The organism is Demequina subtropica (genome assembly GCF_000971235.1).
GTDB classification, from domain to species: Bacteria; Actinomycetota; Actinomycetes; order Actinomycetales; family Demequinaceae; genus Demequina; species Demequina subtropica.
Map to the genome: position 1 here is coordinate 172,712 of NZ_BBMB01000001.1, position 12,741 is coordinate 185,452.

At 72.4% G+C, this 12,741-nt stretch carries 10 protein-coding genes; 2 read left to right on the forward strand and 8 right to left on the reverse strand.

The features are described from left to right. Window positions 1-60: 60 nt before the first annotated feature. Window positions 61-2,727 (forward strand): FtsK/SpoIIIE family DNA translocase, encoded by a 2,667-nt coding sequence (locus AOM06_RS00865; protein WP_082105178.1) that lies wholly within the window; start codon window positions 61-63, stop codon window positions 2,725-2,727. Then, window positions 2,712-4,970, forward strand: a complete 2,259-nt coding sequence (locus AOM06_RS00870; protein WP_082105180.1) for a putative bifunctional diguanylate cyclase/phosphodiesterase — start codon at window positions 2,712-2,714, stop codon at window positions 4,968-4,970. Before AOM06_RS00865 ends, AOM06_RS00870 begins: the two co-directional genes overlap by 16 nt. Window positions 4,971-4,989: 19 nt before the next feature. On the opposite strand, the gene AOM06_RS00875 is transcribed toward AOM06_RS00870, so the two are convergent. The 8 genes from AOM06_RS00875 to AOM06_RS00910 form a co-directional block, all read right to left on the reverse strand. Continuing rightward, window positions 4,990-6,330: a CapA family protein gene (locus tag AOM06_RS00875; RefSeq protein WP_082105181.1), complete on the reverse strand. Its 1,341-nt coding sequence runs from the start codon at window positions 6,328-6,330 to the stop codon at window positions 4,990-4,992. A 93-nt stretch (window positions 6,331-6,423) separates the two neighbouring features. Beyond that, window positions 6,424-7,188, reverse strand: coding sequence for an IclR family transcriptional regulator domain-containing protein (locus AOM06_RS00880; protein WP_082105183.1), 765 nt, complete (start codon window positions 7,186-7,188; stop codon window positions 6,424-6,426). Beyond that, entirely contained in the window at window positions 7,172-7,855 is a 684-nt protein-coding gene (locus AOM06_RS00885; protein WP_228372801.1) for a TetR/AcrR family transcriptional regulator, read from the reverse strand. The genes AOM06_RS00880 and AOM06_RS00885 overlap by 17 nt, the downstream gene beginning before the upstream one ends. A gap of 49 nt (window positions 7,856-7,904) precedes the next feature. Further along, the gene (locus AOM06_RS00890; protein ID WP_228372802.1) at window positions 7,905-8,864 is read right to left on the reverse strand and encodes a phosphotriesterase family protein; all 960 of its coding nucleotides are present in this window, start codon (window positions 8,862-8,864) and stop codon (window positions 7,905-7,907) included. A 31-nt stretch (window positions 8,865-8,895) separates the two neighbouring features. Continuing rightward, on the reverse strand, window positions 8,896-9,921 hold the full coding sequence (locus AOM06_RS00895) for a DctP family TRAP transporter solute-binding subunit (RefSeq protein WP_228372803.1): 1,026 nt from the start codon (window positions 9,919-9,921) through the stop codon (window positions 8,896-8,898). A gap of 35 nt (window positions 9,922-9,956) precedes the next feature. Beyond that, a complete protein-coding gene (locus AOM06_RS00900) occupies window positions 9,957-10,862 on the reverse strand; it encodes a shikimate dehydrogenase (RefSeq protein WP_062301329.1) in 906 nt (301 codons plus the stop codon). Continuing rightward, entirely contained in the window at window positions 10,859-12,133 is a 1,275-nt protein-coding gene (locus tag AOM06_RS00905; protein WP_062301331.1) for a TRAP transporter large permease, read from the reverse strand. Before AOM06_RS00905 ends, AOM06_RS00900 begins: the two co-directional genes overlap by 4 nt. Then, window positions 12,130-12,666 carry a TRAP transporter small permease gene (locus AOM06_RS00910; protein WP_062301333.1) on the reverse strand — a complete coding sequence of 179 codons (537 nt, stop codon included), beginning with the start codon at window positions 12,664-12,666 and terminating at the stop codon, window positions 12,130-12,132. Before AOM06_RS00910 ends, AOM06_RS00905 begins: the two co-directional genes overlap by 4 nt. Window positions 12,667-12,741 lie beyond the last annotated feature (75 nt).

Consider the following 12,741-nt stretch of genomic DNA (forward strand, 5'->3'; position numbering starts at 1 on the left):
GCGGGTCCGGGCGGGGTGGCAACACCACGCGTCCCCCTCGGGGCACTACCGTGCTGTGCCATGGCACAGACGCGACAGTCACGACCCGCGCCGAGGACGCAGCAGGCGAAGCGCTCCTCGTCGTCGAGCTCGCGCTCGGCAGCGCAGGCCAAGCGCCGGCCTCCCGCCCTCCTGCGCGCGATCGCCGCGATCGGCCGTGGCACGGCCAACGCCGTCGGCTCCGGCGTCCGCAGCATCGGCCACGGCGCGCGCGACGTGCCGCCCGCCGTCCGCCGCGACGGCATCGCGATCACGCTGATCATCCTCGCGATCCTGGTCGCGGCGCGGGAGTGGTTCGAGCTGCCGAGCTGGGCGGGCACCGGGATCCACTGGGTGGTCGCGGGCGCGTTCGGCGTCCTCGCCTACGGGGTGCCCGTCGTGCTCGCCGTCATCGCGGTGAGGCTCATGCGCGCCCCGCAGGAGGAGGGCACCAACCACCGCATCACGTTCGGTGTGCTGCTGCTCGCGATCATGGTCGACTCGATCATCCACCTCGCGAAGGGCCAGCCCGGACCGACGGACGGCGCCCAGGGGCTCCAGGAGGCCGGCGGGGTGCTGGGCTACCTCATCGGCACGCCCCTCGCGTCGCTGGTGACCGTCCCGCTCGCGATCGTGGTCCTGGTGCTGCTCGCGGTGCTGTCCGTGCTCATCATCTTCGGCGTCTCCGTGCGGGAGGCGGTCGCCTGGGTGGCCGAGGTCACGGGCAAGGTCCGTGCCGACGGCGACGGCGAGGACACCGGCTCGGGCGAGCTCGACCTCCCGGAGCACCGCACCCTCGAGCGCCCGGGTGAGAAGACCAAGGTCCTCAAGCCCGCGAAGGGCCGCGCGAAGCGCATGATCGACCGCGCGCTGCACGGAGAGCAGCCGGGCGAGGCGACGATCGACGAGTACGAGGCCGACGAGGCGTTCGCGCACGCCGCCCAGGTGGACCGCACCGAGTTCGACGACATCATCGACCCGGACGGCGGCCAGGTCCCCGTCACCGAGGTGATCTCGCCGTACGACTTCGGCGCGATCGAGGAGTCCGCGCCGTGGGACGAGGAGCCCGCGCCGGAGGACGTCCCGACCCAGGCGATCGCCGTCGCCGCGGACGAGCACGCCGCGCCCGCCACCACCAGCATCGTGCCGGACGGCGAGCAGGGCGTCCTGGAGAACTCGAGCCCGTACGTGCTCCCGTCGCTCGAGATCCTCGCGAAGGGCGCCCCGCACAAGGAGCGCTCGGCCGCGAACGACCGCGTGGTCGCGGCGCTGCGCGACGTGCTCCAGCAGTTCGGCGTCGACGCGGAGGTCACGGGCTTCACCCGCGGCCCGACCGTCACGCGCTACGAGGTCGAGCTCGGCGCGGGCGTCAAGGTCGAGAAGATCACGCAGCTGAGCAAGAACATCGCGTACGCGGTCGCCAGCGCGGACGTGCGGATCCTGTCGCCCATCCCCGGCAAGTCGGCCATCGGCATCGAGATCCCCAACGTCGACCGCGAGACCGTCGCGCTCGGCGACGTGCTGCGCTCGTCGGTCGCGCAGCGCAACGACCACCCCATGGCGATCGGCATCGGCAAGGACGTCGAAGGCGGCTACGTCATGGCGAACCTCGCGAAGATGCCGCACCTGCTGGTCGCGGGCGCCACGGGCGCCGGCAAGTCGGGGTTCGTCAACTCGCTCATCACGTCGATCCTCATGCGTGCCACGCCGAACGAGGTGCGCATGGTCCTCGTCGACCCGAAGCGCGTCGAGCTCACCATCTACGAGGGCATCCCGCACCTCATCACGCCCATCATCACCGATGCGAAGAAGGCCGCGCAGGCCCTCGAGTGGGTGGTGAAGGAGATGGACATGCGCTACGACGACCTCGCGCTGTTCGGGTACAAGCACATCGACGACTTCAACAAGGCCGTGCGGGCGGGCAAGGTCAAGCCGCTCCCGGGCTCCGAGCGCAGGATCAAGACCTACCCGTACCTGCTCGTGATCGTCGACGAGCTCGCGGACCTCATGATGGTCGCGCCGCGCGACGTCGAGGAGTCGATCCAGCGCATCACGCAGCTCGCGCGCGCAGCGGGCATCCACCTGGTGCTCGCGACGCAGCGCCCGTCGGTCGACATCATCACGGGAACCATCAAGGCGAACGTGCCGTCGCGTCTCGCGTTCGCGACCTCCTCGCTCGCCGACTCGCGCGTGGTCCTCGACACCCCCGGCGCGGAGAAGCTCATCGGCCAGGGCGACGCCCTGTTCCTGCCGATGGGCGAGAGCAAGCCGATGCGTGTCCAGGGCTCCTGGGTGACGGAGACCGAGATCCACGGGGCCGTCGACCACGCGAAGCGTCAGGCGGACCCCGAGTACCGCGACGACGTCACGCAGGCGGCGACCGGGACCGCGGCGGTCGCGGAGGACATCGGCGACGATCTCGACGACCTGCTGCAGGCGGCCGAGCTGGTCATCACGACGCAGCTGGGCTCGACGTCGATGCTCCAGCGCAAGCTCAAGATGGGCTTCGCCAAGGCCGGCCGGCTCATGGATCTCCTCGAGACCCGCGAGATCGTCGGCCCCTCCCAGGGATCGAAGGCGCGTGACGTGTTGGTCACACCGGACGAGCTGGCATCCACCCTGGCTGTCCTGCGGGGCGACGGAGGCGCTACGGTAAGCACGGCCGCCGTCAACCCCGATGCTGAGGACGAGGAATGGGTGGAGTCCTAGAGCTCTTCGCGCAGCCGGCGTTCGTCGCCGGGGTCGGCGCGCTCCTCGTCCTGCTCGCGCTGTGCGCGTTCTACTTCTTCTGGCGGTCCGGTCGCGAGCGCGCGGCACGGGACCGCGCCCTGGCCCGCGAGCGTCGCCTGCGCCACCAGTTCGACGCGGTCATGACCTCGTCGCGCGACGGCGTGCTGCTGGTGACCGAGGACGGCGAGGTCGCCCTCATCTCCGACATCGCGTGCGCGATCCTGGGCCTCAGCGCCTCGGACGCGACGGGCACGGCGCTCAACCGCATCCCGGTGCGCGCGGTCGACTCGAACCTCCGCCCGCTGCTGCCCGCGGACGCGTTCGCGCCGACCGACGACGGGCGGCCTCGTGTCATCGGGGTGCCGGGACGTCGCGGCGCCGAGGACATCCGCTGGCTGCATGTGCGCTCGCGCAAGGTGCAGGACCCGGGCGACGGCCAGCAGGTGCGCATCATCACGGTGATGGACACCACGGGGCTGCGCGAGGCCGCCGAGGCGCTGAGCCGCTCGGACGCCCAGTTCCGTCGGGCGATGGAGAACGCGCCCACGGGCATGGCGCTGGTCGACCTCGAGTGGCGGCTCATGGAGGTCAACCGCGCGTTCGCGGAGATGATGGGGTCGACGGTGGCGGCGCTGCGCGGCACGCCGTTCAGCGCGCTGTCGCACCCGCAGGACCTCCACGCCGAGCGCGACCAGCTGCAGCGCCTGTACGACGGCCACCAGAACCGGTTCTCGGTGGAGAAGCGCTACGTCAAGGCGGACGGGAACGTCGTCTGGGCCGTGCTCGAGGTCGCGATGGTCCGCTACGCGGGCGGCGCGCCGGACCACTACGTGGTCCACGTCCGCGACACCACCGAGGTGCGGATGCGCTCGGAGCTCATGCAGCATCGTGCGATGCACGACCCGCTCACGGGGCTCGCCAACCGCAACCTGTTCAACGACGTCCTCGAGGAGCTCCTGGCCAAGCCCGATGCCGACACCCGCGTGGGCGTCATCGCGGTCGACCTCGACGGCTTCAAGGGCCTCAACGACAGGTTCGGGCACGCCGCCGGCGACAGCGCGCTCGTGCACGTCGCCGGGGTGCTGCGTGCGGCCACGGGAGGCCGCGGCACGGTGGCGCGCCTGGGCGGCGACGAGTTCGTCATCGCCGTCCACGACCCGGACTGCTCGAAGGCGCTCGTCGAGATCGCGGCGGCGATCCACGAGGGCATGCGCAAGCCGCTCGCGGTCAAGCGCCACCAGCTCCAGCTCGCCGCGTCGCTCGGCATCGCGATGGCGGATGAGGAGACCATCGCGGGCGGTGGGGCGAGCCTGCTCACCGCCGCCGACGCGGCGATGTACCGCGCCAAGGCCGCGGGGAAGAGCCGCACCGAGGTCTTCGAGCCGTCGATGCGCGTCGCCGACGACCACCACTCGGCGCTCGCCGCCGAGCTGGCACGCGCGATCGAGCACGGCGACCTGGTGCTCCACTACCAGCCGATCCTCGAGCTCGCCACGCGCACCGTGGTGGGCTACGAGGCGCTCGTGCGGTGGCAGCACCCCACGCGGGGCCTGCTGCTGCCGGGCGCCTTCCTGCCGCTCATCAGCGACAAGGGCCTCGCGGCGACCGCCGGCGCGGCGCTGGTCGAGCAGGCCGCGCAGTTCCTCTCGCGCACGCCCTCCGACACCACCTGGGTGTCGCTCAACGTCTCCGCCGACCAGCTGGGCGACTCGGCCTTCGCCGATGGCGTGCTCGCCTCCATCGGGCGCTACCACCTCAGCCCTCAGCGCGTCGTGGTCGAGCTCACGGAGGCCTCGCTCGTGGCGCCGAACACCCGCATCCGGCACGAGCTCACCGAGCTGCGCAACGCCGGCGTGCCCATCCTGCTCGACGACTTCGGGACCGGGGTATCCCCGCTGTCCTACCTGCGCGACCTCCCGGTCTCCGGCGTGAAGCTCGATATGTCCTTCGTGGCGGGAATCCCCGAGGACCCGGCGGGAGCGCGCGTGTCCCGCGCGCTCGGTGCCCTCGCGCGCGAGCTGGGCCTCGCGACCATCGCGGAGGGCATCGAGACGGAGGCGCAGGCGGAGTTCCTCGCGGACTGCGGCTGGCGCTACGGCCAGGGCTGGCTATTCGGCGTGGCGCAGCCCGCCGCGACCGTGCTCGCGCAGCACCCCTTCACCGGCTCGAGCCTCATCGACCCGCGTCCGGCCGAGCCCGACGCGATCTTCCGCGACCGGTAGCGCGGCCGCGCCGATGCCGCTACGCGGCCGGCGCGGGGTCGAGGAGCGGGAAGGCGTGCTCAGCGCGCCGCCCTGGAGGAGCGGTGAGCTCGGTCGCGGCATCCCCGACGGCGTCGCGCATCATCGCCAGGCGGGCCGCCACCTCGGCAGCGCTCAGGGTGCCCGCACCGTCGGGGATCGCGGTGAGCACGTGCATCGCATGCGCGCTGCTGCGGTCCACCGTGATCGGCACCCATCCGGCCTCGACCGCGACGGCTCCGCCGGGGGCGACGGTGAACGTCGTCGCGAGGAGCACCCCGGACGTCGACGCCGGCGCGCAGCAGTCGGCACCCTGGCTGGACAGGAAGTTGCCGAGGCCGAACGCCGTCCACATGCCCTCTCCCGTGGGGCCGCCCGGCAGCAGCTCGATGGGCTGCGGCACGTGGGCGTGGTGGCCGATGTACAGGTCGACCAGGCCCGACTCCGCGACCTTGGTCGCGAGCGCTCGTTGGGCGGCCGTCGGCTCCGTCTCGTACTCGACGCAGCAGTGCACCGACGCGACCACCACGTCCGCTCCCTCGTCGCGAGCGCGTTGCGCCGCCTCGACGATGGGCGTGGCGTCCGCGGCGTGGACGTTGACCGTGCCGACCTGCCAGGGCGCGCTCACGGGGAGGCCGTTGGTGCTCCACGTGAAGCTCAGGTGCGCCACCTTGACGAGCGTGTCGCCGTCCTGGACCACGTAGAACGAGGTCCGCTCGGACTCGGCCTCCGTGCGCGCGGTGCCGGCATGCTGCATGAGGGCGTCGTCGAACGCCGCGAGCGTCGCCGCGACGCCTGCCGTGCCCTGGTCCACGCTGTGGTTCGAGGCGGTGGAGCAGCCATCCCAGCCCACGGCGCCCAGGTCGCGCACCAGCTCGGGCGGCGCGGCGAAGATCGGGTGGTCGGAGGGGCGCGTGCCCTCCGGGGCCACGGGCACCTCCATGTGGCACAGCGCGAGGTCGGCGCCCTCGATGTAGGGGCGGACGCCCTCCATCAGGGCGGTGTAGTCGTAGCCGTCCGCGGTCGAGGCCGAGGCGTTGACCGAGCCATGCGGGAGCACGTCCCCGCCGGCGACCAGCGTGAACCGCACCGGGCCCGGGGTGGCGGACGGGGCGGGGGACGCGGACGGGGAGGGGGAGGCCGACGCCTCGGTCGCGGTGGGCGCCGGGCTCGGGAGCGCGACCGCGGCGGGTGAGGCCGCTGCCGCGTCAGGCGTGACCGCATCGTCCTGCGTCGCCCCGGCGCTGAGGGCGAGCCCGACGGCGATCGCCGCGACGAGCGCGGCGGATGCGAGCGACGTGCGAAGCGCGCGCGAGGGGACGGTGCGGTCGGGAGAGGTCACCGAGGAATTATCGCGGCACCGTGTGACTTTTCCTGACGGCTCGCGCCGGGCCCGCCCTGCGAGGCCCGTGCGCGCGGGGGTACGCGACGGCGCTCAGCTCTCTGGACGCGCGAGGTCGACCGCCCGCAGCTCGTCCTCGATCGCTCGCACGGTCTCGGCGAGGCGCTCGGCGAGACCCCGTGCGTCGCCCCGCCCGGACGGGGTCGTGACGCCGATCGCTGCGGCCACGCCCCGGAGCCCGTGCACGGGCACGGCCACCGAGCGCAGGCCGTGCTCGACCTCGCCGTCGACCTCGCACCAGCCGCGCGGGAGCGTGGCGCGCAAGGAGACGCGCAGGTCCTCGAGGCGCGTGACGGTGCGCGACGTGAGCGGCTCGAGCCCCGTGGCCTCGAGCCGCGCGTCCCAGTCCTCCGCGGGAAGCTGGGCGAGCATCGCCCTGCCCATCGCCGCGGCATGGGCGGGGAGCCGCGTCCCGATCGTCACGTGGGTGGCCGCAGCACCCGGCACCGCCGCGCGCGCGACGTAGACGATGGACGCACCGTCGAGCACCGCCGCCGAGACCGACTCGCCGAGCTCGCTCGCGAGGGCGTCGAGATGCGGCTGCGCGATCCGCGGCAGCACGAGCGAGGAGAGGTACCCGATCCCCAGACCGAGCACGCGCGGGGTGAGGCGGAAGGCGCGCGCCTCCGCTTCGAGGTAGCCGAGCGACGTGAGCACGCCCAGGAGGTGCGCGGCGTCGTCGGGGTCGAGGCCCGCCCTGTCCGCGACCTCCTCGGCGGTGAGCATCTGCGCCGCGGCGTCGAACGCGCGGATCACCGCGAGGCCCCGCGCGAGCTCGCCGTCAGCCGCCGCTGCCATGAGAGCCGTCGGTCGCCGCGGGCGGCTCCGACGGAGCCGCGCTCAGCCATGCGGCGACCACGTCGCCGATGATGGTGCGATGGTGGTCGCGCAACGCGGGATCGAGCAGGTCGCGGGCGAACAGGTGGCCGAACGTGTGCCGGTTCGCCACCTGGAAGAAGCAGTAGGAGCTGATCACCAGGTGCACGTCCAGCGCGTCGACGTCGTCGCGGATGAGGCCCTGGGCGCGCCCCCGCTCCAGGGCCGCGTCGAGGATGCCGAGCGCGTCCCGGTTGATCTCGCGCAGCGAGCCCAGGCGTGCGATGTACCTGCCGTGGTGGATGTTCTCGATCGACACGAGCCGGATGAACTCCGAGTGGTCGAGGTGATGGTCGTACGTGAGCTCGGCGATGCGGCGCACCGCCTCGAGCGGCGCCAGGTCTCCCGGATGGAGGGCGCGCTCCGCGGCACGGATGCCGCGGTAGGCGTTCTCGAGCACGGCCAGGTAGAGCTTCTCCTTGGACCCGAAGTAGTAGTAGATCATCCGCTTCGTCGTGCGCGTCCGGGCGGCGATGTCGTCGACGCGGGTGCCCGCGTAGCCCGTCGCCGCGAACACCTGGGTCGCGACGTCGAGCAGCTCGGCCCGCGTGCGCTCGGCGTCGCGCCGTCGCGGCATCGTGTCGGTCACGGCGTCAGCCTACCGAGCACGGGCCCGGCGGCCGGCGGGCGATGGCGTGTCATGGTCCCTCCAGGAGGTGTCGGGGGTTGTCGATCATGATCGTGTCGAGCGTGCTCTGCGGGATCCCGGCGGCGCGTAGCGCGGGCAGCACGGTGGTCGACAGGTGGTCCATCCGCCAGTGCGGCGCGGCCCGCGCGCGCCACGACGGCGGCGTCACGCGGGAGAACACCGCCGCATCGTGCGACAGGACGATGCGTCCGGCGTAGCCGCGCTCGAGGAGCGCGAGCAGGGTCGCGATCCGCGCCTCGTCGGACTGCGTGTGCGCCATGCCGAAGCGGTCGAATCCCAGGGACGATCCCCGGTCCGCGATCCGCATGAGGTAGTCGAGGTCCTGCGAGTCGCCGCAGTGGCCGATGACGACCCTCTCGAGGTCGACCCCTGCCGCCGCGAGGACGTCCTGCTGCTCCAGGCCTCCCCGTGAGGCCGCGTCGGAGTGGGTCATGACGGGCGCGCCCGTGCGGCGGTGCGCGGCGGCGCCTGCGGCGAAGACGCGCGCGACGTCCGCGGTCATCCCGGGGGAGTCGGAGACCAGCTTGATGACCCCCGCGCGCACGCCCGTGCCGGCGATGCCCGTCTCCAGGTCCTGCACCATGAGCCGCTCGAGCGGGTCGGGGCCCCCCACGAGGCGGCCGGGGCCGTGCGTGCCGAAGTACGGCGGCAGGGAGGTCGCGGTGTACCAGCCCGTCGCGACGACGATGCGGACGGGCACGAGCGCCGCGACGCGCTGCACCCGTGCGACGTCCCGGCCCAGCCCGGGCACGGTGAGGTCCACGACGGTGCCGATCCCGAGCGAGGCCAGCCGCGTGAGCAGCGCGACCGCCTCCGCCACGGCCCGCTCGTCGTCCCACTCCGGATGGGGCAGGTCGCGGTCGAGCCCCGGATCGAGGACGAACAGGTGCTCGTGCATGAGCGTGGTGCCGAGCGTCTCGCCCGGCACCACGCCCATGACGGTGGGCACGCTGCGCGCCATCGTGTCGGGGCCGTTCAGGTCAGCCCGCGGTCGCGCGCATCGCCTCGTAGACGGCGAGGGAGTCACCCGTGTAGGTCTCCATGAAGAAGGCCTCTGCCATCTCGGAGAACGCGTCGCGGTCGACGTCCTCGACGACCTCCCACTCGTCGCCGTTGCGCCACTCCTCGAGCGTGGCCTCCTCTTCCTCGGCCACGCACGAGGTCACCTCCGTGACCGCGTGCTCCGTGGCCGCGGTGAGCGCCTCCTGCTGCTCGGCTGAGAGCTCGTCCCAGATCGGTCCCATGATCACCAGGTTGGTGTTGAGCTGGTGCGCGGACATGCTGAGGTAGTCCTGCACCTCGGCGAAGTTCTGCGCCACGATGTTCGTGATGGGGTTCTCCTGCCCGTCCACCGTGCCGTTCTGGAGCGCGAGGTACAGCTCCTCGTACGCCACCTCGGTCGCCGTGGCGCCGAGCGCCTGCGCGTTGAGCAGGTACTGAGGCGAGCCGGGGAAGCGCATCCGCACCCCGGCGAGGTCCTCGGGGGTGCGGATCGGCGCGTCGTTCGTGGTGAACTGGCGCGCGCCCGCCGACCACACGCCGATCACCTGGACGCCGGCGGCCTCCTTGAAGCCGTCGACCAGCACCGCCGACTCGTCGGACGCCATGAAGGCCGCGAGGTGGTCGGGGTCGTCGAAGCCGAACGCCGCGTCCATCACGCTGATCGGCTCGTACACGGCTCCGAGCGCCGAGGCTCCCTGGATGTCCATGTCGATGTCGCCGGAGACCACCGAGGCGATGCGGTCGGCGTCGCCCCCGAGCTGGCTCGCGGGGAAGATCTCGATGGACAGGCCGACGTCGGCCGCCGCCACATCGTCCGCGATGATCTGCGCGCCGCAGCGGTGCTGGGGCTGGTCCTCGGTGTAGCTGTGCGCGAGCGTCAGCTCGACGGACTCGGTCGTCCCGCCGCCCGTGCCACCGGTGCTCCCGGTGGTCGGCTCGTCGGACGGGCTCTCGGAGTCGCCTCCGGAGCATGCGGCCAGCATCAGCGCTGGCACGGTCGCCATGGCGATCCACATCGATCGCCGGGCTCGTGTTGCGGTCATTCTCCCTCTCCCTTCCTCTGGTCCCGCGGTGCGGGTACCCCAGCCGCCTCGGCGGCGATCAGGTCTGTGAGATCGGCGAGCATCGCTCGTCGATCGGCGTGCTCCCCGGTGAAGATCTCGAAGGCCTCGGCGGCCTGGTGCATCGCCATCCCGGTGCCGGCCATGACGCGGCATCCTCGTGCACGAGCGGCGGTCAGCAACGCGGTCTCGACCGGTCGGTAGACGATGTCGGCGACGAACATCCGCGGAGCGAGCAGCGCGAGGTCCACGGCCGCGCCGGGGTGCGCCGCCATGCCGATCGGGGTCGCGTTGACCAGCCCGTCCGCGTCGCCGAGGAGGCGCGGGAGCGCCTCCGGCGTGGCATGCCGGGCGCCGGTCGCCTCCGCGAGCGAGGCGGCGCGCTCGGGGTCGACGTCCACCACGACCAGGTCCCCGACCTCGCGGTCGAGCAGGGCTCGTGCGACCGCGGCGCCCGCGCCGCCCGCCCCGAGCATCACCACGCGGTCCCGGGCGCAACCCGCCAGCGCATCGTCCATCGCGGCGCCGAAGCCGGTGACGTCGGTGTTGTGGCCGACGGCGCGACCGCCGTCGAACACCACGGTGTTGACGGCGCCGACGGCCGCCGCGCTCGGCGCGAGCGCGTCGAGCAGCGGCATCACCGTCTGCTTCGCGGGGTGGGTGATGTTGAGGCCGTCGTAGCCGAGCCTCCGGGCGGCCTCGAGCAAGGCCCCGACCACGGCCGGGCTCGCCTCCGTCGACGAGATCTCGATGGTCCGGTAGACGTAGCTCATGCCGTGCCGCGCGCCCTCGAGCTCGTGGAGCGCCGGCGTGAGCGACGGGCCGATGCCCTCGCCGATGAGCCCGACCAGGACGGCGGGCCTCCGGGTCGGTGCGGTGGTCATAGGCCCAGCACCCCGGGCAGCCACAGGACCGTCGCCGGCGCGAGGATCACGATGAGCACGATCGCGAGCAGCGGGACGATGAACGGGAGCGTGCCGCGGAACACCTCGCCCACGCGCGTATGCGACACCGCTGCCGTCACGAAGAGCACGGTCCCGACGGGCGGCGTGAGCAGGCCGATCATCAGCGAGAGGATCAGCACGACGCCGAGCACGATGGGGTCGACGCCGAACTCGCTCGCGATCGGCAGCACGATGGGCACCACCAGCACCAGGATCGCGGTCGCATCGATCACGGTGCCCAGCACGAGCATCATGAGCGCGGCCAGCACCAGGAACACCGTGCCGCTCGACGTGATCGACAGCGCGAGCTCCGTGAGGATCTGCGGGAGGCGCTCGCGCGCGAGGATGTACCCGAGCAGCGAGGCCGTCGCCACGATCAGCATGATCCCCGCCGTCGTGGTCACGGCGTCCTTGACGGCCTCGACGAATCCTCGCAGGCTCAGGCTGCGCTGGATCACCCCGACCACGATGATGAACACCACGCCCACCGCGGCCGCCTCGGTCGGGGTGAAGTAGCCGCCGAGGATGCCGCCGAGGATGATGACCGGCGCGAGCATCGGCAGCAGCACGCCGCGCGCGGACTCCAGCAGCTCGTGGCGGTCGAAGGCGCCCGCGGTCACCGTCTCGCGACGGCGCACCAGGATGAACACGACGATGCACAGGCCCACCGTGATCGCGAGCGCGGGCAGGACGGAGGCCGCGAAGAGCGCGCCGGTCGAGACGGCCGCGAGGCCGGCGAAGATCACCGCGGGGATCGAGGGCGGCATGATCGGCGCGACGAGCGCCGACGATGCCGACACGCCGGTCGCGAACCGTCGGCTGTAGCCGTGCTTGAGCATCGCGGGGATCTGCACCTTGCCCAGTGCCGCCGCATCGGCGACCGCGGAGCCGCTCATCCAGGAGAAGGCGAGGCTCGTGCCCACCGACACATAGCCGAGCCCTCCTCGCACCCGGGCGAGCAGCGCGAGAGCGAAGCGGAAGAAGCGCTCCGCGATGCCCGCGTGGTTGGCCAGGGTGCCGAGCAGCACGAACAGCGGAACTGCCAGCAGGGGGAAGCTCGCCGCGGCGTTGGTGACGTTGCGCAGGGACATGCCGGTCGACTGGCCGATCGTGGCCATGTACACGAGCGACGGGCCAAGGAAGGCGAAAGCGACGGGGACCCGGAGATGAAGGAGCACCGCGATCGCGAGGCCCATGAGTGCGAGCGTCACGCGGCCGCCTCCTCGGTCTCGCGCAGCACCGGTCCATGGAGCGCGACGTCCACGGCGGCGACCGCGGCGCGCACCGTGATGGAGGCCGCGCCGAGCAGCACCGGCAGGTAGACCCAGGACATGGGCCACCGGAGCACCGGCGACTTGATGATCCCCTGCGTGGTCACCAGGGCCCAGGCCTCGAGCGTGAGGCCGACCCCCGTCGCGGCCACCACGGCCATCGCGAAGACCTGGACCGCGCGCACCACCATCGGGTGCGGGATCGCATCGGCGATCTCGAGCGCGATGTGGCCGCGCGTCGACACCAGCAGCCCTGCCACCACGAACGTGAGCCAGACGAGCGAGAAGCGGGAGATCTCGCCCGTCCACGCGATCTGGTCGATGGGGAGGTAGCGCTGCAACGCCTGGTAGAACACGAGCACCAGGATGGTGAGCAGGGCGAGCGCGCCGAGCGTGAGCTCGATCGCGGCCATGACGCCGCCGAGCCGGCGCAGCACCGCGAACGGCTGCCGGAATGTGTCCTTGTCGGTCACGAAGACGTCCTTGTCTCCTCCGCGGATGCCGCGGGGTCGGCATCCAGGAGTGAACGTACCGGTGGTTACATTAGC